We start from the raw sequence: 24,107 nt of genomic DNA on the forward strand, positions 1-24,107 counted from the left end.
AGACAAAAATAGAGTTTTAAATCATTATCTCCAACCACCACCTAAAGATCGGTAAAGATCTAAGAATCCATCCAGATGTTGCTGGCGCAATTCGACGAGATCTAAGTCGCTATCCAGGGCATTGCTTTGGGCGGTGATGACTTCCAGGTACGTTGCATATCCGCTTTTGAAGAGTAAGTTTGCATTTTTTACAGCAAGATGTGCATTGTCCACTCTTTTTCTTGCTAGTTCAAGCTGTTCCCGTTGCTTGTCTACTGTTACTACAGCATTGGAGACTTCGGCAACGGCTTCAACCACTTTCTGTTGGAACTGGATTTCGGCCTTATCCCGTTCCAGTTTCGCAACTTCATATTGTGTTTTTAATGTTTTGTTCTTGAATATAGGTGTGGTCAGATTGCCGGTGATACCACCTAATAAGGCTCCGGGAATATTGAACCAGTTTCGGGGAAGCATCGCATTTACACCGAATACACCGCCTATATTGAACGAAGGATAGCGCATAGCCTGCTGAATATTGGCGTTCGCATTGGCGGCCATCAGCTGAAACTCGGAGGAGCGGATATCCGGTCGATTTCGTATGATTTCGACAGGTGAACCTAAGGATATCTCTTTGCTTTCCGCAAAGAGATGTTCGTATGAAGTCCCGCGCTTGATGCTGTCGGGTAGTTTTCCCGTTAATGTCTGAAGGGCATTCTCCTGAATAACAATCTGCTTTTCCAATTCTGGTACCAGTGAGGCTGCTAGCAGACGCTGGGACTCTGTTTGCTGGATAGCAAGTGCAGTGATCTCTCCAGCGGTGTATTGGAGCTTGATCATGCGCAATGTGCTGTCGTTCAGCTGAACATTACGTTTGGCTACTTCGATCTTAGCATCTAACATCAGCAGGTTGAAATAGCCTTTGGCGACAGACGTAATGATATTGGTCTGAATCGCATTTTTGGCTTCTTGTGTGTCCAGATACTCAGCTAAAAGCTGCTCTTGTTTGCTGCTGATCTTTTTCCAGATATCTATTTCCCAGCTGAAATTGATGTCAGAGCCAAACTGGGATTGGTAGACAAACCTATTTTCGGGCGCTTTTTCACCTTTGCGGTCATAATACTTTGTCAAGGGGCCACTTCCAAAATCTTTCGATCGCCAGGTACGGCTTCCATTGGCTATGGTGGCACCTACACTTGGTAAATAATTTGATTTATTCTGTGCTAGAAGGTTGTTGGAGATCTGCAGATTCAGCAGTGCTGTTTTCATCTCAAAATTGTTAGCAAGCGCTGAATCGATCAGCATCTTGAGTGTGGGATCATGGAAAAAGGATTTCCAATGGATCAGCCCCATACTTGAGATATCTCCAAAAAAATCCAATGTATCGCCACGGAAGGTACTGGGTAGTTGTAATTTGGGCTGAACATAATCTTTACCGATTTTACAGGCATTCATCGAAATTAGTAGCCCCGTAGCTAGACATAGCGCTGAAATGTATTTTTTTATGTTCTTCATTCTTCTTCTTCTTTAGCGAGTTTATTCTGTAATTTTTCATCCAGACCTTTGAAAACCACAAATAGTACCGGAATAATAAAGATGCCGAAGGCAACACCAAATAACATTCCCCCTGCAGCACTGAAGCTAATGGAGTGATTACCAATGGCCGATGGGCCAACCGTCCACATCAGCGGAACCAGACCCGCTACAAATGCGAGACTGGTCATCAGGATCGGTCTCAACCGCAGTTTCGACCCACTGATCGCTGCTTCCACGATACTTTTTCCATTTTTGCGTTCCTGAACGGCAAATTCTACAATGAGGATTGCGTTTTTAGCCAGCAGACCGATCAGCATGATCAAACCAACCTGTACATAGATGTTATTCTGTAAGCCGACAAGATTGATCACTGAATAAACACCGATCAGGCCAACAGGTATGGACAGCAAAACCGCCCAGGGCAGGATATAGCTTTCATACTGTGCCGAAAGCAAAAAGTAAACAAATAAGATACTCAAAACAAAGATCAGAATGGTCTGAGAGCCGGATTGGCTCTCTTCGTAACTCATTCCCGTCCATTCAAAGCCATAATTTCCGGGTAACTTTTCGTCCGCCAGCTTTTGGATGGCCTGCATGGCATCGTCGGTACTAAAGCCTTCGGCCGGTGTGATATTGACCGCAATGGCGTTGTATAAATTGTAACGGGTAATAGTTTCAGGACCGACGGTTTTTTCTAATGTCAAAATGGTATTGATGGGTACCATCTCGCCCTTATTGTTCCGTACGAAAATTGAATTGAAAGACTCCGGATCTTTCCGGAAATCAAAATCGGACTGTACGTATACGCGGTATTGCCGGCCAAAGCGATTGAAGTCACTGGCCTGTACACGCGCAAAGTATGAACGGATCGTAGACATCAGATCTTTGATCTCAACACCGAGTGATTTCGCTTTTACGGCATCAATGTTTACCTCATATTGTGGGAAATTGGATTTGAAACTGGTGTAGGCACTACGGATTTCAGGACGCGTATTCAGCTGACTGATAAAGGTATCGGCAATGGTGTTAAAATCTCTGACGTCTCCTCCCATACGGTCTTGAAGAACCATTTCAATACCCGCAAAATCACCAAATCCCTGTACTGTTGGTCTCGGGAATACTGTAAATGTAGCCTCATTTATCTGTGCCAAGTCGTTTCTTATGGTATCCATAAAAGCATTGATATCTTTAATGTGCTTACGTTTGGCATGCGGTTTAAGGATAATGTAACCTGCGGCAAAGGCAGGGCTTGAACTACCGTCCAGTGCATTGAAGCCAGATACAGTGGTCATGCCTTCGATATCTTTTCTCTTTTTCAATATACTGTCAGCACGACGGAGTACTTCTGTCGTACGGCTTAACGAAGCCCCGGGAGGCAGGGCGATGTTATAGGTGATAAAACCGTCATCTTCGGTCGGAATAAAACTCTTCGGTGTTCTGATCATCAAAGTTACACCGATCGCAGTAACCAATATCAGGCCTATCCAAGCTATTTTTTTATGATTGATCAACAACTGTACAATGGTTACGTATCGGGCCGTCAGACGATCAAAAGACGTATTGAATGCTTTAAAGAAACGATCTTTGAACTGGTTGATTCTTGACTTGTGCTCGTCTTCTTGTTGATGCTTTGGTACCTTTAGTAATAGCGCGCATAGGGCAGGACTCAATGTCAGTGCATTCAGCGCCGAAATCAAGATCGCTGTTGCCAGCGTGTACGCAAATTGTCGGTAAAAGATACCCGCAGGTCCTTCCATAAAACCGACCGGTAAAAATACTGCCGCCATGACCATAGTAATTGAGAGGATTGCGCCCGTAATTTCTGACATGGTCGACAATGTTGCAGCTTTGGGTTTTAGTCCCGTACTGTGCATCTTTTCATGGATAGCTTCAACAACAACGATTGCATCATCCACGACAATACCGATAGCCAGCACCAAGGCAAACATCGTCAATACATTGAGCGAGAAACCAAAGAGCTGTAGGAAAAAGAAAGTACCGATCAAAGAGACAGGTATGGCAATCGCCGGAATTAAGGTGGATCTAAAATCTTGTAAAAATATAAAAACAATGATAAAAACCAGGATAAAGGCTTCGAAGAGAGTATGTTCAACCTGATTGATGGATTCATCAATCTGGTCACGCACGGAATAAGTCACCTCATAATGTAATCCTTTTGGGAATGTCTTGGCTTGTTCTTCGAGCACTTTTCGAACGGCTATGTCGATATCGTGGGCATTGGAACCACTGGTTTGCGTCAGATTAAGGGTTAATCCAGGGTGACCGTTGACCTTATTGTCGCTACTGAGATTGGTGGCGCCAAATTCTACCCGCGCTACATCCTTGAGGTAGAGGACCGACCCGTCGTTGTTTGTCTTGATGACGATACTTTGAAATTCTTCGGGTGTCGTAAAACGTCCTTTATGCCGAATGACGGTTTCAAATGCCTCGTCGGAAGTCTCCCCAAATTTACCGGGAGCAATCTCAAAGTTTTGATCTTTGATGGCATCCATAATGTCCTGGGGAACCAGGTTATATAGGGCCAGCTTCTCCGGGTTCAGCCAGAGCCGCATGGCATAATCCCTTGCACCGAGCCGGGATACCTGTGCGACACCGTCTACACGTAATAGGGGCCGCATCAGATTGATCTGCGCGTAGGCCTGCAGAAAGGTCTCGTCATAGGCTTTATCCTGATGATCTGAATAGAGGTTGATGGTCATGATGACACCCGTCTGACGAGGCATAACGGTAATCCCAGCCTCGTTTACTTCAGCAGGAATGGAACTGATGGCTTTGGAGATACGGGTCTGCACATTGACAGAGGCAATATCCGGATTGGTTCCGGTCTTAAAATAGACAGAAACGCTTCCCGAACCGGAATTGGAGGCGGACGACTTAATATAGGTCATATCTTCGACGCCATTAATAGCCTCTTCAATGGGAAGCAGTACACTTTTCGCCACGGTCTCCGCATTGGCACCTGGATAACTCAGTGATACGAGGACACTCGGCGGTGCGATTTCGGGAAATCGGGAGACAGGGAGCAATTTTAATCCCACCAAGCCCAATATGACTAAAATAATAGAAATGACTGTCGCTAAGACAGGTCTATTTATAAAGGTTTTTAACATATATAAGAATTTTAGACATACCTCAGGCAGACCTGAAAAAGGATTGCCGTAAATACGTAAAAACGTGCGCTAATTATTTTTGTGGAATAGGGGCTACGGTTGAGCCATCTGTTAGTTTATCAAATCCGCTGGTAATAACACGGTCGTTTTCCTTGAGACCGGAGTACACAATGTAATTGCCCTTACTTTTACCGGAAAGCTGGATATTGCGGCGTTGCGCTTTATTATTTTGATCCAATATGTAAACAAAGGTTTTATCCTGCAATTCATTGATCGCAATCTGCGGAATCTGGAGTACATCTTTTTTTACTTCGGCAATTTTTAATGTACCGCTGCTTCCCGAACGTAGGATGTTATCCCGGTTCTGAAAAGTCGCACGTAAAGAGATCGCCCCTGTAGTTCTGTTGATCTGTCCATTGACAGCGTCAACAACTCCTTTGATAGGATATTCTTCGCCATCAGCGAGAACGAGTGTAACCTGGGGAAATACCAGTTTTTGGTTTTGGTTGTATTTCTTACCTTCAATGCTGTCTTTTTTTGCCTGTGCCTTTGAAAAGTAAAGGAAGTCGGATTCATTCATGGAGAAATAAACATAGACTTCCTGGATATCGGAAAGGTAGGTGAGGGGTTCCTTGTCACCTTTGGAAACCAAATTACCGATACGTTTTGGAATACGTCCGATATAACCGCTTACAGGAGCGGTGATAATGGTGAAGTCTTTGCTGATCTGTGCCGAACGTACAGCAGCAATGGCCTGATCTAGGGTGGCCTTGGCGACCTGATAGTCAGATTTTGCGGAGGCCAGCTTTACCTCTGAAATGACATCATTTTGAACCAATGGTTTCAAACGGTCCACTTCGAGTTGTGCATTTTTAAGTTTGGCCCGTGCAACCTGCTCCGTTGCGACCATATTGTTTAGGTTTTCTTGATAAGTAGAAGGGTCTACTTTGAATAGTTTTTGTCCTTTTTGCACAAAAGAACCTTCGTCAACATAGATTTCCTGCAGTAAACCTTCAACCTGGGGTCTCACTTCAACATTCACTTTTCCTTCAATGGTACCTAAATAATCCTTGATTGTGGTAGCATCTGACTTGACAACAGTATAAACTGGTAGTGCTACAGGCTTTTCTCTGTTATTATTTTCTTTAGAAGAACTTGAAGAACAACTTACCTGGGTGGTTAAGACCGAACAAATCAATAAGGAGACGCTGAAAATAGATAATGTTTTTTTCTTCACAATGCTTGATTAAATTTATGATATATGTGCTATTTGTAATATTACTATTACAAGTTATAACGCCAAATAGTTTAATTATTGTGCAAATTAACATTTGTTAACGTTTCAATTTATAGTTAATAACAGGTCAGTTAATAATCAAATATGCTGTTTATTAGTTTTAAGTTGCTGTTTTTCAGAGAGTATTGGTTAGCGGTATAACTAATATATTGCGAACGGTAAATTGATCTTGCTACTGATCATTCAACATTTACGGAAGGGATTCGGATGATTGGCTATTAAAAGAAATGGTAGATTTTTAATGAATACAAACATGCTTCGGAGGCGATTAATCTGGCTGTGTGAAGCCCATATTGAAAATAATGAGCCCGATATCGAGCTCATTATTTTTAATCATCAATTTTTATTCTTTTCCGATTTTCAGGATGTTTTTGGAGACCGAACTCCTTATCCTTTGGGAGAATCTATTTGAAGTCAATTTTCTTTCTATTGAAACGCTTAAAATTTAAGGTGTTTCACAGTCAGTCCGTTATTAATAAGCTGTTTCAGGGCATCAATACCTATACTGATATGTGCCTCGACATACTTAGCTGTAACCGTGACGTCGCTGACAGAAGTTTTGACTCCTTCCGGAACCATCGGCTGGTCAGAAACCAACAGTAAAGCGCCTGTTGGAATTTTGTTGGCAAAACCGACGCTAAATATTGTTGCTGTTTCCATATCGACACACATGGCGCGGATAGATTTGAGGTATTTTTTGAACGCTTTGTCATGCTCCCAGACTCTTCTATTGGTGGTGTATACGGTTCCTGTCCAATAGTCGCGTTGATGATCACGGATTGTTGTGGATATCGCTTTCTGCATGGCGAAGGCCGGTAGCGAGGGCACTTCGGGTGGAAAGTAATCGTTCGATGTTCCTTCACCACGGATAGCCGCAATCGGGAGGATCAGTTCGCCTACTGGGATTTTCTTTTTGATACCGCCGGTTTTGCCTAAAAATAGAACGGCCTTAGGGGCAATGGCGGATAACAGATCCATGATCGTTGCGGCCATTGGGCTGCCCATCCCGAAGTTGATAATGGTGATGCCGCCAGCAGTGACAGATTGCATGGGTTTGTCCTCGCCATAGATCGGAGCGTTGTCATGCATTTCCGAAAACAGGTGGATATATTTTGAAAAATTTGTCAATAGGATATATTCTCCAAACTCTTCCAGCGGTCTTCCGGTATAACGCGGAAGCCAGTTGTTTACGATTTCTTCTTTGGTTTTTAAACCTGGGGTTATCGGGCTATTTACCGTATTTTTTGTACTTTTCTTTGTCATAGTCATCAAATTTTTATTTCACGAATCTCTTATCTGTCTGTCAACATTCCGTTATGGCTATGTTATTATTGTAATATAAGATTTTTAATTCTTTTTTTATTATGCTTTAGCTTGTTTAAGCGCTTTTTATTCACGGATTTCAATATGGATAGGGGCGTTATTAAATTCAGTGACGAGGTTAAATAGTAAAAAAAAAATCCCGTTCAGCGAACGGGATTTTTTTAAGCGACTTTAAGCTTTTTCAGATCGGATTTTTCGAATTTTTTCTTCGCATAGTCCAAGGTGATCTCCAAACTTTTCTGTCCCGTTTGTTCTTTCGTTGACGGCATTTCAAACATGGCATCCAGCATGATCGCTTCGCAGATACTTCGCAGCCCCCGGGCCCCAAGTTTAAATTCATCCGCTTTATCTACAATAAAAGTATATACTTCGGGATCAAATTTCAGTTCAACACCTTCGTACTCAAATAACTTTTTGTATTGTTTGACCAATGCATTTTTTGGTTCTGTCAAAATACTTAACAAGGTTTCCTTATCCAATGGGTTTAAGTAGGTCAGAACTGGAAGACGGCCGATTAACTCTGGAATCAATCCAAAGTTTTTGAGATCCTGAGGCGTGATATACTTGTATAGATTGTTCAAGTCGATTTCCTCTTCATCTTCATTCATCTTATAACCCACCGTTTGTGTGCGCAGACGGTTTGCAATTTTCTTTTGGATTCCGTCGAATGCACCACCACAGATAAATAGAATGTTACTGGTATTTACAGCGATCATTTTTTGATCTGGATGTTTGCGGCCACCTTGAGGTGGTACATTGACCACCGTACCTTCTAAAATCTTTAATAACGCCTGTTGAACGCCTTCACCTGAGACATCTCTTGTGATGGAAGGGTTGTCGCTCTTACGTGCGATTTTATCAATTTCATCGATATAGATGATACCACGTTCTGCTGATGCAACATCATAATCGGCCGCCTGAAGCAAGCGCGTTAAAATACTTTCCACGTCTTCTCCTACGTATCCAGCTTCAGTTAGTACAGTGGCATCAACAATACAGAAAGGTACGTTCAATATTTTGGCAACGGTCTTTGCCAATAATGTTTTACCTGTACCCGTTTCACCAACGATAATCAAATTGGATTTTTCGATTTCTATTTCATCTTTATCCACTTTTTGATTCAAACGCTTATAGTGATTATAAACAGCTACTGAAATTACTTTCTTTGCGTCATCTTGACCGATTACATACTGATCCAGGTGAGTTTTGATCTCTTGGGGACGTATTAATTTTAATGCGGTCTGTAATGTTTTGCTTTTACGTTGTTTTAATTCTTCTGCCAAAATCTCTCCTGCCTGTTGGATACATCTGTCACAGATGTGTGCTCCATTTCCAGCAATGAGCATCTGAGCTTCATTTTTGCTTATCCCACAAAACGAACAATGAATGTCTCTATCGTTATTCTTCGCCATCGTTATTTAATAATCTCCTTCTTAGGAAGTAAAATCTCATCAATCATACCAAATTCTTTGGCCTCGTTGGCTCTCATCCAGTAGTCACGATCAGAAGATTTTTCCACCCACTCATAGGTTTGTCCGGAGTGTTCTGAAATAATGGTATATAATTCTTCTTTTAATTTTAACATTTCACGTAAATTGATCTCCATATCTGCAGCAACCCCCTGCGCACCGCCAGATGGTTGGTGAATCATTACACGTGAGTGACGTAAAGCTGCGCGTTTTCCTTTTGCTCCTGCTACAAGTAGGACAGCGCCCATAGATGCTGCAATACCAGTACAGATTGTCGCCACGTCCGGGGTGATGTACTGCATGGTATCGTAGATACCCAGACCTGCGTAAACACTTCCTCCGGGTGAATTGATGTAGATCTGGATGTCACGCTGTGCGTCAGTAGACTGTAAAAACAACAATTGTGCCTGGATAATATTTGCAACCTGGTCATCTATACCGCTTCCCAAAAATATAATACGATCCATCATCAAACGTGAAAACACATCCATCTGCGCAACGTTCAGTTGACGCTCCTCAACGATGTACGGCGTAAGATTGGTCGGAATGCTAGCTTCTGTGCGGGCAATAAAACTGTCAACATGTTGACTTCCAATTCGGTGATGCTTTACTGCATATTTTCTGAATTCGTTTTTATCTATATTCATCTTTTTATTTTTTCTATTCTGTAGGACTAATATAAAACTATATTTTAAAAATCAAATAAAGTGAAAAGATGTTTTACATCTACTTTACATTTTTTTGATACGGCCTCTTTCAGCAAAGAAAGGCATTTTATTAATAGGGCTTATGCTTTATCCATTTCACTTAGAAGTCCTTAGCCGATTTCAGCATAATCTGGAAGCTCTTCTATAAATTGATACGACTCGTTATCAAAGTCAACTTTGCAATAATAATGATTTATGCCATTGCTCACCAGTAAGTATGGGATACGATGCACCGAATTATAATTGGCGATCTGTGCGAATACTTTTTGTGTGATCTTGATATGTGGTGCTTTGAATTCGGCCAAAACCACCTTATGTCCTTTACTGTTATAAATCAATAAATCACTCCGTCGCCGAAGACTGTTTAGTTTTAACCCGCCCTCAATATTCATCAGTGACTTGGGATAATTTTTGATCAATGCCAAATAATTTATCCAATGTTGCCTGACCCATTCCTCCGGCGTCAATACCAGCTCTTTTTTTCGCAACTCATCAAAAATATAAACCGCATTATTCTTTTTGGATATCTTAGCTTTGAATGGTGGCAAATTGAGCGGTGTCGGTGAAAACATACACAAATATACTAAAATTTTAGCAAAAAAAGGGAAATCATAAGATCCCCCAAGCGTTTTTTTTGTCTTTATAATTGCTTCTTCTAATCAATTGGTTAGGTCTCTTTTACCGAATTAGCTCAAATGCCGGATGAATTCTGGCCGGTTTACTGCTGCAGATTTGGCGGTAAAATCGTAATTTCGCTTATATGAACATAAATCCGATCTTATCCGATATCAAGAACAGATCTTTTAAGCCGGTCTATCTGCTACAGGGGGAGGAAAGTTATTTTATTGATACCATCGCAGATACACTGGAATCGACAGTGCTGAATGAGGCACAAAAAGGCTTTGATCAATCTGTTTTTTACGGCAAGGATATCGATATTTCCACAGTGGTTAATGCCGCCAAACGATATCCTATGATGAGCGATTATCAGGTGATCATTGTAAAGGAAGCCCAGGAACTCAAATGGAAATCGGATACAGAGGAGCTGTTGACTAAATATCTGGAACATCTGACACCAACAACTATCTTGGTATTTTGCTATAAGCATGGCAAATTTGACAAGCGAAAAAAAATATACAAGGTGTTTGAGAAGGCTGGATTGGTGATCGATGCCGCTAAATTATACGATGATAAAGTTGCGCCTTGGATCGGCGGATATCTTAAAGATGCCGGCTGGCGAATACATCCACAGGCAGCGGGTTTAATCGCGGATTATCTCGGGAATGATCTGGCCAAGGTATCCAATGAATTGGATAAACTGATGCTGAATGTTCCGAAAAGTCAGGAGATCAGCGTAGATGATGTGGAACGTAACATTGGTATTTCGAAAGACTTCAATGTATTTGAGCTCAACACCGCGCTCGCAAAGCGCAACGCCTTGAAGGCTTATCAGATTGTGGATTATTTTGTGGCAAACCCAAAGAATAACCCGCTGGTGATGGTGGTCGGGCAGGTGGCTACTTATTTCACCAAAATACTAAAATACCATTACCTCATTGATAAATCCATTGCCGCGAAGGAATTGGGGGTGCATCCATTTTTCTTGAAAGAGTATGAACTGGCTGCCCGAAATTATAACCGCCGGAAAACTTTTGATGTACTGAATGTCCTCAAAGAGACTGACCTGAAATCAAAGGGCGTCAATGTGCCTAGCAATTTCAATAGTGAGGAGATTCTCAAAGAAATGGTTTATAGGATCTTAAGTTAGGGGATGGCAAGTTCTTCAAGACTAATGTGTGCTCAGAAATTTGACGACCCGTTGTGGAATTTTTGCCTGCAGACCACGTTTATTCATCAGTGCAACGTAGGTGCGGTAATCCTTGACAGCTTGCTTGAAAGAAGATTGCCCTCTTTTGAAAAACACATCACCACGGTTTAAATAGGCAACCTCACGCTCAGGAAAACGCTCAATTACTTTATCTAAAAAAATTTGTGCCGCGTCCAGCTGATTCGCCTGCTCCAGAAAATAACCGATCTCATTGGCCGAAAGGACATTTTTACCATGAATCGGGTTTGTATTGTCAGGCTGGTCCTCGTCCAAGCCGTTTTCCATAAAATACTTTGCTGTATGCTCGTTAAAAACTCTAGGTAGCAGAAATAGGCTATTTTTAGGTATTTCTTTTAACGAGCGAAGGAGAGCAGCATAGTCTCCGGGCTTGTAGCTCAGACCAATCCGTTGATTGCTTACTACTGTGGAATCATAAGATAAGGACTCAGCATTGTAGTCGTCTAGATACACCTTGATGTTTTTAGAATAGGTCATATATTCTCTGCTGCATGTACCTTCGTCATCCGATCCGGAATTATCTCGTTCAGCCAGTTGCCAGCGTTTAGTTGCTGGTCTATAGACAAAACAATAACCCTCATTTTGACCATGCGCGTTCGGCCCCCATGAAATTGAGATGCTTACCGTATCGCGGCTGGTATTTACATCATAATAACTCATATTATTGCACGATGCACAAAAGAAAGCATTGTCATTTTTGAAGGACAGCTGATAGTCATTTCCTTTTCTCGCGTAAAATGCCAATCCGACCCTAATGTAATCTTCAGCTCCAAAGCTCTTATAAAATTCATGCTTGAAATTAAGTGTATCAGCTTTTCTGTAAGCAACAAAAACTCCTGCAGGTGTTTTGCTCGTGTTTAGCTGGCTTAACTGTACCGTGTCTGTATTGAAGTACGCAGCGAAATTGTCCGCTGAAACTGCGCCTATTAGCCTCACATGCCGGGGTTGTGCTGCTGAAAGCAGCGTTAGGCTCACAAATAGTGTAAAAAGATAAATTTTCAATCGAATACTGTTTTATGTTGAATACTGGTAGTGCTCTATGTGATTGGCATTTCAATCCGCTGTATGCTTATAAAACACTTGGGAATAGAAATTACTCGAATTTACATTAATCTGGGAAAAAAAATAAAAAATATTTCGTAGTCAAATAACTACATGTATATTTGTAGTCAAATAGCTACATGTAGTCTTGATATTTATGGATTGACGGCCTGGGGTTTAATTTCGTGATATGCAGCATAACAAGCGGCTAGTGGAGCAGTGTTATTCGCAAAATTATTGGACGTAGAATCCGATGTGAATAGTCCATATCATATTGGGGTCAAAGTCGACCACCAGGATATTGGTTTGGCCAATTTTAAATAATATATATAATGATGAAAAAGAGAGATAAAATAATTTATTGGGTCGCAACGGCATGGTTGTCTTTGGGATTGACGTCTACCAATATCATACAGGTCTTTAGCATCCAAACTGAGGGAGCTGGTGGCGGACAAAATGTAGATCATTTGGGCTATCCACACTATATACTACCGCTGCTTGGTCTCTGGAAGATTTTGGCTGTCATAGCGCTACTGTCACCAAAGAGACCGCTGTTGAAGGAATGGGCTTATGCTGGTATTTTCTTTACGGCAACTGGAGCATTGTATTCCCATCTTATGGTAGGGGATACTTTTGGTTTAATGGCTCCAGCATTGCTTTACCTGGTTCTAATTGCGGTATCCTGGTATTTTAGGCCTGCCGAAAAAAAACTTAGATAGCCTTTAGCCTGATCTGTCGTCCGTTTTGTTTGATGGATGCGTTGGGCGACCAGTTAATCGGATTTTTTGTGCTGTAACGGGGCAAAAACCATTTAAAGACCCTTTAAATGGTTTTTTTTGTATACGGTATATCTTTTTGTAATCAATTTATTATAATTTTTTAGCTTTTTGTGCAACATATACTGCTGTATTTTTTGACATAAATTTAATAATTAAACACTTGTTTAAATTAAACGTTTGTTTAACTTTGTCCCGCATTTAACAAAAGACAATTTTACCTGTTGGATAAACAGGTAGAATTAGCTATAAAAAGTTAAGGGTTTTACATGGAATTTAACGATAAACAAATAGATATCCTCCTTGCAGCTGAGCGACTTTTTGCGACAAAAGGTTTTGATGGAACGTCCGTGCGCGATATCGCACATGAAGCAAATGTTAATGTGGCTATGATCAACTATTATTTTGGGTCGAAAGATAAGTTGCTGGATACCTTTTTTGAATGGCGCGTTCCAGATTTCATGATCAACGTGGATGAACTCTCAGTAGTCGGCAACGCGCTTGACAAAATTGACGTGATGGTCGACAGGTATGTTAAATCGATGAGCTCTCATCGGAAACTCTATCGTGTTATTGCAATTGAAAGTACCTTAAAACAGCGGATGCTGATTTCGGATGCTTTCAAAAAATTAAAAATTCACAATTTGGAGGTCATTGCATCCATTATTAATGGAGGTATAGCGGACGGGGTATTCAAAGCGGGCAATGACCCTATTTTGATTCATTCGATGATGATGGGGACGTTTATGAACTTTCAGATGAATCAGGTCTTTTTACAGGATCAATTAGGAATAGCCGATGACGAAGGTTATGGCCACTATATAGAAACAACGTTAACAGAATTCATACAGAAAACAATTAAAGCTTTATTGACATATGAAAAATAAGTTGGCCAATTTAAGTGCTTTATTGCTTTTAAGTCCTTTGGGTTTGCTTGCACAAGACAACAAGCACCTGACTTTGGAAGAAATAATTCACATGGCTGCAAACCAAAGTGTGGAAGCGAAAACTGCCGATACCAAAATATTGGGAAGACAGCTCGAGGTCGAAAGTGCCAAATCGAAACAGCTTCCTGATGCAAAATTGAGTGGGCAATATATGGCGATGACCACGCCGAATGTTAATCTAAAGTTGGCACTGGGTGACGGAGGCTCTGCACCGGATATCGCTGCAAATCAATTGTGGTTGGGACAGGCTTCTGTGAGTATGCCAATCTATACAGGTGGACGGATCAAAGGGGGAATTGATATTGCAAAAGATGTGTTAAAAGCCGAGGAATGGAACGCCGTTGCTAGTAAAGAACAATTGGCTATGCGCGCTGTGAATCTCTATCTGAGTTTATATAAGGCGCAGCAAACCAATTTGTTGATTGCTGAAAATATCAAGCAGTCTGAGCAACGGGTTTCAGATTTCAAAGCGATGTTGGACAATGGTTTGATCGCGCGAAACGACCTGCTAAAGGCGGAATTGCAGCTATCAAACTATCAGGTATCGCTTCAGGAAGCGCAGAAAAATATTAAGGTGCTCAATTATCAACTGGCTAATTTTCTGAAAATTGACGAAGATACACAGTTGGATCAGATCAATTTAGGTGAAGTGAACGGGCTAGATTTAGGTTTGAAGGCCTCTTATGAAACTGCCAAGACCGTACGTTCTGATGTGAAGTCCATGGAGTCTCAGCGCTTGGTTGCGGAGGATCAGTTGAAAGTGACAAAAGCGGCTACATTGCCAACAGTTTCGGCAACCGCTGGTTATAATGCTTTTGGTTTACAGAAAGTCGTTACGGTAACGAACGCTGCCATGGTAGGTGTTGGAATATCTTATGATATAGGTTCTTTATATAAGAATAAGAGAGAGGTGAATGTCGTTAAGAACCGGATCAAGCAAATTGATGAGAACCTAGAACTGCTCAATGACCGGGTAAAAGTTCAGGTGCAACAGGCGAATGAAAGCTATATGCTGGCACAAAAACAAGATGTGGTGTACCGTCAGGCCTTAGATCAGGCCGTTGAAAATTACCGTATCACAAAAGATAAGTATGATAACGGAATTGCGGATACGGATGATTTATTGACGGCTGATGTTCAACAGCTTCAGAGCAAAATAAATCTGGCAATCAGCAAAGCAAATACAATTGAAAAATACTATGACTTACTGTTGGCAAATGGGTCATTAAATATTAAATAGCAATTAATCTAGACATGGAAAATACAGTAGAAAACGCACCTGAAAAAAAAGGTACAAATAAAAAATTCACAATTATTTTGGCCGCTTTGGTCATCTTCGGTGGGGCTTACGGCGGTTATAAATATTTGCACGGTCAAGCGCATGAGACCACTGACGACGCGCAGGTTGAGAAGAATATGAGTCCTATTATCCCGCGTGTGGGGGGATTTATTTCCAAGGTTTACGTCAAGGACAATGATTTGGTGAAAAAAGGGGATACTTTGTTTACGATTGAGAGCCAAGATTATCAGGTTCGTGTAGACGAAGCAGAAGCTGCATTGGCTGCTGCGGAAAGTAGCTTTGATGTATCAAAGGCGGATGTTTCGGCATCTTCTGCTAATGTAGCGATCTCAGACGCAACGATTCAATCAAATTTAGGAAGCATTGAGGCAGCACGTATCCGTGCGAAACAAGCGAACAACGACTATATCCGTTACCAAAATCTATATAATAATCAGTCTATCACGAAACAGCAATATGAGCAGGCTTTAACGACTAAATTAGAAGCGGATAAACAAGTGGAAATCTTACAACAACAACGCAATGCAAGCGCTTCACAACGGAATGCCATCGTAAGTAAGACTACCGTAGCTTCTAAACAGACGTCTGTTGCTGAGGCGAATATAAAAAGGGCGAAGGCGCAATTAGAGGCTGCAAAATTAAATCTGTCTTATACTGCTGTGCTAGCCTCTGTTGATGGTCAGGTATCGAATATCAAGGTGCAGCCCGGTCAGATGATCAACCCGGGGCAATCTTTATTTTATATTGTTGATAATATTGAAACTTGGGTGGTTGCGAATTTCAAAGAGACACAATTGCAAAAAATGAAACCCGGTCAAAAAGTAGGTATTAAGGTAGATGCTTATCCAAATATTGAATTTGAAGGTGAGGTCAATTCCTTTTCTCCGGCGACTGGGTCACGTTTCTCATTATTACCTCCGGACAATGCAACTGGTAACTTTGTAAAAACAGTACAACGCCTACCGGTAAAAATCAAATTGACAAAAGATAATAAAGCTGAAAATGTTGCTTTGCTCAGACCGGGCATGAATGCTGACGTAGATGTGCATGTTCAATAACTATGGAAAATTTAAATCAACAAGATAGTCTGGTTGAATATGGTTTTAGACGCGTAGTCATCACGATTACAGCCGTGCTCTGTGCCTTGCTGGAAATCGTGGACACCACGATCGTGAATGTAGCCTTAAATGATATGAAAGGATCGTTGGGGGCAACATTGACAGACGTGGCCTGGGTTATTACGGCTTATGCCATTGCTAACGTAATTGTTATTCCGATGACGAGTTGGTTGTCCCAACAGTTTGGTCGACGTAATTACTTTGCGGCGTCAATTATCATATTTACAGTATCTTCATTTTTGTGTGGTAACGCGACCAATATCTGGGAGCTTGTCGCATTTCGCTTTCTGCAAGGAATGGGCGGTGGAGCCTTGTTGGTGACTGCTCAGACCATCATCACAGAAAGCTATCCCAAAGAAAAACGTAGTATGGCACAGGCGATCTACGGTATGGGGGTGATCATTGGACCGACATTAGGTCCGCCTCTGGGGGGGTATATCATAGATAACTTCTCCTGGCCTTATATTTTTTACATCAATGTACCATTGGGAATTATAGCTACTTTGCTGACCTTGTCCTTTGTGCGTAGTCCGAAATATAGCCAAAAGCAATCGGCAAAAGAGGTGGATTGGTTTGGTGTGATCTTTTTAATTATGTTTATTGGTTCACTTCAGTTCGTACTGGAACATGGTCAACAGGATGATTGGTTTGATGACCCATTAATCTTAGGTCTGTCCATATTATCTGTATTCGGACTATTGTTCTTTATCTGGCGGGAGCTGGTATATGACAAACCTATTGTTAACCTGAGGGTATTGCGTGATAAGAATTTACAGGTAGGGGTGGTAATGAGTTTTATCCTTGGTTTCGGCTTATTTGGATCGACCTTTATTATCCCGATTTATACGCAATCGATATTGGGTTGGACGGCAACGGATGCAGGTCTATTGCTATTGCCAAGTTCGATTATGACTGGGATCATGATGCCATTTATTGGTAAAATGATCCAGAATGGTGTTCCGCAGAAGTATATGGTTGCTGTTGGATTGAGCATCTTCTTTGGGTTTTGTTTTTGGATGTATAGTCTAATGACAAACGATACAGGATCTGAACATATGTTTTGGCCGCTTATCCTTCGTGGGGTAGGTTTGGGGTTGCTATTTGTTCCTGTAATGACTTTATCCCTGTCTACCCTTCATGGTAAATCCATCGGTGAGGGAGCGGCATTTACGGGTATGATGCGTCAGCTGGGTGGTTCATTTGGTATTGCACTGATCACAACTTTTATCGCGCGTGACTCTCAAAAGCACCGTGTTGACTTAGTTTCCAATCTGGATCCGAGTAAGTTTGAGGTACAACAACGTGTACAGCAGCTGCAGATGAGCTTTCAGGCGAAAGGCTTTGCTTCAAATGAGGCATTGGCCAAAGCGCATCAAATACTGGACATGAATGTCATGAAGCAGGCAACTGTACTGTCTTACATGGATGTATTCCTCTATTTGGGGGTTGTATTTTTGATCTGTGTACCTTTTGTACTGATGATCAAACAGGGCAAGACGCAGATCGATATGTCCAGTGTGCACTAACCGCTGTGTGGACCAGAAACCATCGACGCAAAATTTTATATCGTTTTATTGGCCCTCAAAAGGAATTTCACTTTTTGGGGGCTTTTTTATTTCCAGAAAGGCATAAAATAAAAACCTGATTTGAAATTGATTGTTAAATAATAAAATATTTTTTAAGATTATACGTCTATAAACTAGTCGTTACAAAGAAGTTATTAGTTCAAAAGAAGGCCGCATGTATACAGGAAGACTTAATTTTTTAGCTTTTATTATCCCTTTGTTTTTAGTGCTGATGTTATGTGAATATTGGTATAGTCTGAAGAAACAAAAGCGATATTATACATTTGATGAATCAATCTCTAATCTAAACGTTGGCATTGTTGAGCGTATGTGCGATATGTTTTCTGTTAGCCTGTTCTATTTTTTTTTCGCGTGGGTCTACCAGAACTTTGCGATTTTCCATATCGAAGCCAACCTTTGGACTTGGATCATACTTTTTCTATTTACGGATTTTTTGTGGTATTGGTATCATCGATATAGTCATGAGATCAACCTGCTGTGGGCGGCGCATGTGGTCCACCATCAAAGCGAAGATTATAATTTTACTGTTGCTGCAAGGATTACCATATTTCAGGCGGTATTTCGCTCCTTGTTCTGGGCTTTTATTCCGCTTTTGGGTTTTCCGCCTTTTATGATGACCACAATCCTATTGGTGCATGGAGTATATCCGTTTTTCTCCCATACCCAAACGGTGGGTAATCTGGGGATTTTTGAAAAAATACTTGTCACTCCATCACATCACCGTGTACATCATAGCAGTAACGAGATTTATCTGGACAAGAACTATGGTGATATTTTGATCATCTGGGATAAAATGTTCGGAACTTTTATTGCTGAACAAAGAGCGGAGCCTTGCGTCTATGGATTGACCAAACCAATTCATCGGTATACTTTTCTTTGGCAGCATTTTCACTATCTCTTTGAAATAGGGCTGTCGTTTAAGCGTGCGGTGGGATTTAAAAACAAAATGCGTACGATATTTGGTCGCCCTGATGATATACAACCTGAAATTCGGGAGGAACTGGAGCAGAAGATCTTTGCGGGAACCAAGACTCGGGTTCATGGAAAAAATCTGAGCCGATATATTTTCTTCCAATCCATATCCACGATGGGACTTCTGTTTTTCTTTTTGCTTTACGGCAACTACCAAAATAGTGTACAGCTGTTGGTGGGCGGTCTCTTTATCCTGTGTAGTGTCATTTGTGTTGGTGGCTTGCTGGAGCATGAAAAATGGGTTTTTCCTCTCGAAATGCTGCGGTTATTTCTGGTTTTGCTATTTATAACAATTACTTTTTTTTCGTTTCCGGCACTCCTTGTTCTCTTTACAATTGCGATGATGCAGCTCATCTTTTATAGACCGGTAAAATATCATTACGAACGAATTCTTCATTTGTCGAAGCACTAAACCTATTCTTTTTTTAAAGGGTTTGGCACAGTTCGACGAAGGTCTGACCGTAATTTCTGGCCATGATGTCCCAGCTGAACTCTTTGCTCGTATTGCATTTGAATTTCTGCCCCAGTTTTTCATAATGATCTGGATGGTCTAAAATGGACTGTAACTGCGTTATCCATGCATGAGCGTCCCGGCTAGCAAGCAGAAGTCCATTGTGATTATGTGTAATGGCGCTAGTAATCCCTTCCAGTTCGGCGGCGACAACGATGGTGCCTGCAGCAGATGCTTCCAGACAGACCAATCCGAAACCTTCCATATCCCCCGGTACCTGGATATTGGGCATCAGAAAAGCTTGGGCTCCTGCGAGCAGCTGCTTTAATTGAGCAATGGAAACTTTTCCCAGATGCTGGATTTGTTCCGGATATGCCTTCAATAATTTGCGCATATTCTGTTGATCTGTTGGATATCCAAGAAATAGGGTAAACAGATGATAAAGTTTGTTGGGCAATAAGTTGAGTAAACGTTCCGTCGGCGTAGGGTTATGATCAAACGGCCCTATCATAACAAGTTTAAAATTACCCTGAACTGCAGGAATGACATGTTCCATAAGCCACGAAAACCCTTTGCGTCTTACAGGCCTTCCTAAGGTGATAAAATAAGGCAGAGGCGTAGCATTTCCGCTTAAGTTACGATACTCAGTTCCGATAAAATCCAGGCCATTTTCCGGTGTTACAGCAGTGCTGGGAAGGGCCGGATCCACACCGTTTGGGATGACCAAGATTCTGGAGGCATCAATTCCACGTGATTGAGCGGCTTGGGCAGTTGCCTGACTCACTGTTATAATCCGGTCAAATACATTGAAGCGGGGGATTATCCGACGTTGAAAATAAGGAAATGGAAAAACGACATCAAGGCCATGAAGGGTGACGACTCTTTTGAGATGGCCATATCCCTTATGAAAAGATGCCAAAGCAGCAATTAATCCGTCATTAAAATGAATGAGCTTAATGCGGGGGTTGTCGCTGATTTTCGATACGATACGTCGGTTCAAATGAAAGAAAAAAGTCAGAATGGATTCTTTATTATCATAAACGATTGTATGTACTTTTAGATAGAGTGCCACATTATTAATGAGCTCAAAGCTCTGTTTTTCCATTCCGCCGACCGCGGGCGGATATTTGTGGCTAACAAATAAGATTTCTATTTCAGACGGTAGCATGTAGATTTTTTCTTTTGATACAGAGATAAAATATTACTCCAATTGCGGTCCAGAGTAGCTGACGGCCACGGCGCAGGAGGGAAACACTTAGCCAGATGCTTCCACCTGAAATTCCGATCATGCTAAGTAGTATTTTGTTTGAGATTTCTTCAACGCCAAGTTGCCCCGGAATAAATGCACCTGCACTTTTAAATATAATTACACTCATATCCAGGATTAACCCATGGATTAGTTTGACATCAACAGTCATAAATTTTAAGATCAGGTAGAATTCAAGGCTTCCAATTAACCAATGTAATGCAAACAGCAAATAGGAATACCAAAATACCTTATTTTGCTGCTGGTAGAAGTCTTTTGTGCTCCAAAGTAACTTCTGGATCTGATTTTTCGCTTTCAATAGAAGTGATGTATCGACTACTTGTGCTGGTGGTGCTTTGCTGGATATGAGCCAATAGAATATAAAAATGACAAACAATATTAGTATCGCACAGACGGCATAGACCGCAGGTCCTGTAGATCGGATAACTTCTTTTTTTAGCGGAGAAAACATCAACCAGATCATTGCAAGTAAGAAAAGGTTTAATTGTGATAGTATGGCCGTGATACGGGAGATGGTGACAGCATTTAGCCCTTGCTGTAATGGGATATCATAACGGGTTAGCAATTGGGCTTTAAGCAGATCTCCGCCGATGATGCTGGTGGGATTGAAGAGTCCGACTGTTTCACCGATTTGACGCACTGCAAAAAGCTCGATCAGGTTGATCTTTTTTTTCGAGGCTCCCAGACAAACCCACCAAGCCAGTGTTCCGAAGAAGTAGGCTACAAAAGTTGTCAATACGATAATGATAAAGCGATAACCAATAGTTGACAGTTCTCTTTTCAAGGCGGAAAGATCGCTGGGGGTTAGGAAAATTACCATGGAAATTAGGATCAACATGAGAAAGACGGCTTTGATTAACCGAGGGAATGTTGTTAATTTGCCCATGCGAGGTCTGTGTCCTGTGTTTTATCGGCCAGTAATTCGATGTCGTCAAAGTATTGTTGGGATAGCCGTGACCAGTCTAATTGGCCGACATAAGAAAGTCCCGCTGTAATCAAGCTTCTTCTTAGCGCTGCGTCAGACAGGATTTTCTTTACATAGTATACATATCCGGCCGCATTTTCGGGCTGGCATTTAAATCCACTTACACCATGCTGAATCAGCGATGCTGAACCACCGCCATCTGCTATCACACAAGGCAGACCCGAAGCCAATGCTTCGACAACAACGTTGCCGTAAGTTTCTGAAACCGAAGGAAAGACAAAGACATCTGCTGATGCGTACAGTATGGCAAGTTCCTGATGTGTCTTTTTTCCCAGAAAAATAGCATCGGGCATTTCCTGCATTGCAGTTGACTTTGCGGTTCCTTCGCCGACTACAATAAAATTATAGTCCAGTTTTTGAGCTTGTATTTGCTGGTAAATGTCAATCAGGGTTTTGATATTTTTCTCCCAAACGATCCGGCTTACAAATAGCACGGTTGGTTTTCCATTTTTGGTCAGTTGTTGGATGTAACTCATATTCTTTTTCGTAGGTGTAAATAGCTGCGTATCAATGCCTCTTTGCCAGAGCTTCAATCCGTCCTGTTGAAGGCCGATCTGCTGGAGTTCAGCTAAGATAGATTTTGTCGGAACATAGATGATGTCACATTTGTTGTAGAAATTATTCATTGCACGTTTCATCCATTGTTCTGTGGGCTTGACCAGAGGCAATATATTTTTGAAATAATATGCGATGTAGGAGATGAAATGTGTGTGGTATATGGTTAATACGGGTATATTTCTACGTTTGGCATAATTCAATGCAAAGAAGCCCAGCAGCGAGGGGGTTGCGATATGAATGATGTCCGGTGCAAATTCATCCAATGCCAGTTCGAGCTTTTTTTTGATGAGCTGCGGAATAGCCAGACAATAATCATCATTGACAGGTATTTTAAATGTGGGAACTTTGTAAGAAAGAAAGTCCCGGAATTGTGTGGGACCGCCACCGTAAATAAAGAAATAACTGAAATTTTGTTGGTCAATACGATTTATGAGCTGAAACATTGTGCGAGATGCACCGTCGAAATCTTCAACGAGTATTTCTGTAAAAAAGGCTACCTTTCTCATTTTATTTTAATTAGGGGTTTCATAAAAATATTTGAAAAGCGTAACTCAAAAGCTATTTAGATATTAATCTTTTATCATTAAAGTGTTTGTAAATTGTTAATTATTAATAATTTGTCAATAATTTTTATAAATAAAATTAATTTTAGAGTATAGTTGACCTAATGTTGCAATGGTATTTTTGGGACGAACAAATTATTCAGTCCATGTTATTAGATTTATTGTTCGAAAGGAAAACTAGACTCAAAGGTCTCCGAAAGGTTCTGATTTTAGCTGTTTGTGCTTCGGCGGGCGTCATGTTGGGCTTCAAATTGAAGCCTAAGGAAGTGAGGCCCATGAATTTCGTTTATGTCGATATGCCAAACGCACGGGAAGGACGGCTTAGTTTATTGACCTATAACATCGCTGGTCTTCCAGAATTGATTTCAAGTGCCGAGACCGAAAGGGCTTCGAGCATTACCTCGATCGGTGAATTAATAAATTCTTTTGATATTGTCAATGTGCAGGAGGATTTTAATTATAATAAGTTTTTGTACAGTAGAAACAGGCATAGCTATCGAACTGAAAATATGGGCGGTGTACCTTTCGGCGATGGATTGAGCACACTGTCAAAATATCCTATACAGGATTTTGAACGGGTGAGCTGGAAGGACTGTAATGGATCGGATTGTTTGACTCCTAAAGGATTTTCGTATGCAAGAATCCAGCTGGCGAAAGAGGTTTTTATTGATGTTTACAATGTGCATGCGACAGCTCAAGATGATCCCGATGCAACGGTGGCCCGCCAGAAGAATTTGAATCAACTGAAAAATTATATTCGAAAGCATTCCGCAGGGCAAGCTTTGTTGATCATGGGCGATTTTAATGCTCATTATGCGTACACCTTGGATAATATTGTTTCTTTTCAGAGTGAGTTAGCGCTGGTGGACGCTTGGGTAAATTTGAAAAATAACGGTGAAATACCCTCGCATAAACAAGACTTTACAGCTCGGGCTGCATTGGATTTAACGGATGATTGTGAAGGAATTGATAAGATCTATTACCGTAATAATAACCGTATTGTTTTTGAAGCAAAGGACTATCAAGTTCAAAAGCATCTTTTTCAAAACAAGGCGGGACAAGATTTATCTGACCATTGTGCCGTATCGTTACAGTTGGGATGGCGCATGATTATCCCCTTCGATCAGTAGACTTTCTCAATTCTTTCATATCAATCGCGATTAGCACTGAGCCCCTTCAGTGCTTTTTTGTGTTTGGGTATTTTCGACGGTCCAAACAGGGCTATCTATAAATAAAAAGCCCCATAAATAAGTTATGG

The 24,107-nt window shown here is 41.3% G+C and carries 19 protein-coding genes; 8 read left to right on the top strand and 11 right to left on the bottom strand.

Going from position 1 to position 24,107, the window contains the following annotated elements; genetic code table 11:
• Positions 1 to 24: 24 nt before the first annotated feature.
• The 7 genes from ABTV71_RS10180 to ABTV71_RS10210 all read right to left on the bottom strand — a co-directional run bounded on the left by ABTV71_RS10180 (position 25) and on the right by ABTV71_RS10210 (position 10,011).
• Positions 25 to 1,491, bottom strand: a complete 1,467-nt coding sequence (locus tag ABTV71_RS10180; protein ID WP_433903101.1) for an efflux transporter outer membrane subunit — start codon at positions 1,489 to 1,491, stop codon at positions 25 to 27.
• Complete coding sequence (locus tag ABTV71_RS10185; protein WP_433903102.1) at positions 1,488 to 4,643, bottom strand: efflux RND transporter permease subunit; 3,156 nt, start codon at positions 4,641 to 4,643, stop codon at positions 1,488 to 1,490. The genes ABTV71_RS10180 and ABTV71_RS10185 overlap by 4 nt, the downstream gene beginning before the upstream one ends.
• A 73-nt stretch (positions 4,644 to 4,716) precedes the next feature.
• A complete protein-coding gene (locus ABTV71_RS10190; protein ID WP_245971249.1) occupies positions 4,717 to 5,880 on the bottom strand; it encodes an efflux RND transporter periplasmic adaptor subunit in 1,164 nt (387 codons plus the stop codon).
• A gap of 498 nt (positions 5,881 to 6,378) precedes the next feature.
• Entirely contained in the window at positions 6,379 to 7,203 is an 825-nt protein-coding gene (locus ABTV71_RS10195) for an AMP nucleosidase (protein WP_104382493.1), read from the bottom strand.
• A 221-nt stretch (positions 7,204 to 7,424) separates the two neighbouring features.
• Entirely contained in the window at positions 7,425 to 8,675 is a 1,251-nt protein-coding gene (gene clpX, locus ABTV71_RS10200; protein ID WP_077435192.1) for an ATP-dependent Clp protease ATP-binding subunit ClpX, read from the bottom strand.
• Positions 8,676 to 8,677: 2 nt separating this feature from the next.
• Positions 8,678 to 9,379, bottom strand: a complete 702-nt coding sequence (gene clpP, locus ABTV71_RS10205; RefSeq protein ID WP_121121635.1) for an ATP-dependent Clp endopeptidase proteolytic subunit ClpP — start codon at positions 9,377 to 9,379, stop codon at positions 8,678 to 8,680.
• Between the two features lie 170 nt (positions 9,380 to 9,549).
• On the bottom strand, positions 9,550 to 10,011 hold the full coding sequence (locus tag ABTV71_RS10210) for a type I restriction enzyme HsdR N-terminal domain-containing protein (RefSeq protein WP_121121637.1): 462 nt from the start codon (positions 10,009 to 10,011) through the stop codon (positions 9,550 to 9,552).
• Positions 10,012 to 10,199: 188 nt separating this feature from the next.
• On the opposite strand from ABTV71_RS10210, the gene holA reads away from it, so the two are divergent.
• Positions 10,200 to 11,207, top strand: a complete 1,008-nt coding sequence (gene holA, locus ABTV71_RS10215; protein ID WP_121121639.1) for a DNA polymerase III subunit delta — start codon at positions 10,200 to 10,202, stop codon at positions 11,205 to 11,207.
• 21 nt (positions 11,208 to 11,228) lie between these two features.
• Here the strand turns inward: holA and ABTV71_RS10220 are convergent, their stop codons facing one another.
• Complete coding sequence (locus ABTV71_RS10220) at positions 11,229 to 12,287, bottom strand: hypothetical protein (protein ID WP_433903103.1); 1,059 nt, start codon at positions 12,285 to 12,287, stop codon at positions 11,229 to 11,231.
• Between the two features lie 371 nt (positions 12,288 to 12,658).
• Here ABTV71_RS10220 and ABTV71_RS10225 point away from each other — a divergent pair, with 371 nt between their 5' ends.
• The 6 genes from ABTV71_RS10225 (at position 12,659) to ABTV71_RS10250 (ending at position 19,437) form a co-directional block, all read left to right on the top strand.
• Positions 12,659 to 13,045, top strand: coding sequence for a DoxX family protein (locus ABTV71_RS10225; RefSeq protein ID WP_433903104.1), 387 nt, complete (start codon positions 12,659 to 12,661; stop codon positions 13,043 to 13,045).
• Positions 13,046 to 13,371: 326 nt separating this feature from the next.
• The gene (locus ABTV71_RS10230; protein WP_121121645.1) at positions 13,372 to 13,989 is read left to right on the top strand and encodes a TetR/AcrR family transcriptional regulator; all 618 of its coding nucleotides are present in this window, start codon (positions 13,372 to 13,374) and stop codon (positions 13,987 to 13,989) included.
• Entirely contained in the window at positions 13,979 to 15,289 is a 1,311-nt protein-coding gene (locus ABTV71_RS10235; RefSeq protein WP_121121647.1) for a TolC family protein, read from the top strand. The genes ABTV71_RS10230 and ABTV71_RS10235 overlap by 11 nt, the downstream gene beginning before the upstream one ends.
• Positions 15,290 to 15,303: 14 nt before the next feature.
• Positions 15,304 to 16,407: an HlyD family secretion protein gene (locus tag ABTV71_RS10240; RefSeq protein WP_165306376.1), complete on the top strand. Its 1,104-nt coding sequence runs from the start codon at positions 15,304 to 15,306 to the stop codon at positions 16,405 to 16,407.
• A 2-nt stretch (positions 16,408 to 16,409) separates the two neighbouring features.
• Entirely contained in the window at positions 16,410 to 17,993 is a 1,584-nt protein-coding gene (locus ABTV71_RS10245; protein ID WP_121121651.1) for an MDR family MFS transporter, read from the top strand.
• 214 nt (positions 17,994 to 18,207) lie between these two features.
• The gene (locus ABTV71_RS10250) at positions 18,208 to 19,437 is read left to right on the top strand and encodes a sterol desaturase family protein (protein ID WP_165306378.1); all 1,230 of its coding nucleotides are present in this window, start codon (positions 18,208 to 18,210) and stop codon (positions 19,435 to 19,437) included.
• Between the two features lie 13 nt (positions 19,438 to 19,450).
• Here ABTV71_RS10250 and ABTV71_RS10255 read toward each other — a convergent pair whose 3' ends face one another.
• The 3 genes from ABTV71_RS10255 to ABTV71_RS10265 are packed head-to-tail and all read right to left on the bottom strand — an operon-like array spanning position 19,451 to position 22,792.
• Positions 19,451 to 20,644: a glycosyltransferase family 4 protein gene (locus ABTV71_RS10255; protein ID WP_433903105.1), complete on the bottom strand. Its 1,194-nt coding sequence runs from the start codon at positions 20,642 to 20,644 to the stop codon at positions 19,451 to 19,453.
• Positions 20,631 to 21,581, bottom strand: a complete 951-nt coding sequence (locus ABTV71_RS10260; RefSeq protein ID WP_433903106.1) for a lysylphosphatidylglycerol synthase transmembrane domain-containing protein — start codon at positions 21,579 to 21,581, stop codon at positions 20,631 to 20,633. The genes ABTV71_RS10255 and ABTV71_RS10260 overlap by 14 nt, the downstream gene beginning before the upstream one ends.
• Before the next feature lie 35 nt (positions 21,582 to 21,616).
• Positions 21,617 to 22,792, bottom strand: a complete 1,176-nt coding sequence (locus ABTV71_RS10265) for a glycosyltransferase family 4 protein (RefSeq protein WP_121121659.1) — start codon at positions 22,790 to 22,792, stop codon at positions 21,617 to 21,619.
• A gap of 203 nt (positions 22,793 to 22,995) precedes the next feature.
• On the opposite strand from ABTV71_RS10265, the gene ABTV71_RS10270 reads away from it, so the two are divergent.
• Entirely contained in the window at positions 22,996 to 23,979 is a 984-nt protein-coding gene (locus tag ABTV71_RS10270) for an endonuclease/exonuclease/phosphatase family protein (protein ID WP_433903107.1), read from the top strand.
• Positions 23,980 to 24,107 lie beyond the last annotated feature (128 nt).

The organism is Sphingobacterium puteale (assembly GCF_050986225.1).
Lineage (GTDB): Bacteria > Bacteroidota > Bacteroidia > Sphingobacteriales > Sphingobacteriaceae > Sphingobacterium > Sphingobacterium puteale.

Coding starts and splice junctions, on each gene's coding strand:
- ABTV71_RS10180 (WP_433903101.1), bottom strand. CDS start 1,491: ATGAAGAACATAAAAAAATACATTTCAGCGCTATGTCTAGCTACGGGG.
- ABTV71_RS10185 (WP_433903102.1), bottom strand. CDS start 4,643: ATGTTAAAAACCTTTATAAATAGACCTGTCTTAGCGACAGTCATTTCT.
- ABTV71_RS10195 (WP_104382493.1), bottom strand. CDS start 7,203: ATGACAAAGAAAAGTACAAAAAATACGGTAAATAGCCCGATAACCCCA.
- clpX (WP_077435192.1), bottom strand. CDS start 8,675: ATGGCGAAGAATAACGATAGAGACATTCATTGTTCGTTTTGTGGGATA.
- clpP (WP_121121635.1), bottom strand. CDS start 9,379: ATGAATATAGATAAAAACGAATTCAGAAAATATGCAGTAAAGCATCAC.
- ABTV71_RS10210 (WP_121121637.1), bottom strand. CDS start 10,011: ATGTTTTCACCGACACCGCTCAATTTGCCACCATTCAAAGCTAAGATA.
- holA (WP_121121639.1), top strand. CDS start 10,200: ATGAACATAAATCCGATCTTATCCGATATCAAGAACAGATCTTTTAAG.
- ABTV71_RS10225 (WP_433903104.1), top strand. CDS start 12,659: ATGATGAAAAAGAGAGATAAAATAATTTATTGGGTCGCAACGGCATGG.
- ABTV71_RS10230 (WP_121121645.1), top strand. CDS start 13,372: ATGGAATTTAACGATAAACAAATAGATATCCTCCTTGCAGCTGAGCGA.
- ABTV71_RS10235 (WP_121121647.1), top strand. CDS start 13,979: ATGAAAAATAAGTTGGCCAATTTAAGTGCTTTATTGCTTTTAAGTCCT.
- ABTV71_RS10240 (WP_165306376.1), top strand. CDS start 15,304: ATGGAAAATACAGTAGAAAACGCACCTGAAAAAAAAGGTACAAATAAA.
- ABTV71_RS10245 (WP_121121651.1), top strand. CDS start 16,410: ATGGAAAATTTAAATCAACAAGATAGTCTGGTTGAATATGGTTTTAGA.
- ABTV71_RS10250 (WP_165306378.1), top strand. CDS start 18,208: ATGTATACAGGAAGACTTAATTTTTTAGCTTTTATTATCCCTTTGTTT.
- ABTV71_RS10255 (WP_433903105.1), bottom strand. CDS start 20,644: ATGCTACCGTCTGAAATAGAAATCTTATTTGTTAGCCACAAATATCCG.
- ABTV71_RS10260 (WP_433903106.1), bottom strand. CDS start 21,581: ATGTTGATCCTAATTTCCATGGTAATTTTCCTAACCCCCAGCGATCTT.
- ABTV71_RS10265 (WP_121121659.1), bottom strand. CDS start 22,792: ATGAGAAAGGTAGCCTTTTTTACAGAAATACTCGTTGAAGATTTCGAC.
- ABTV71_RS10270 (WP_433903107.1), top strand. CDS start 22,996: ATGTTATTAGATTTATTGTTCGAAAGGAAAACTAGACTCAAAGGTCTC.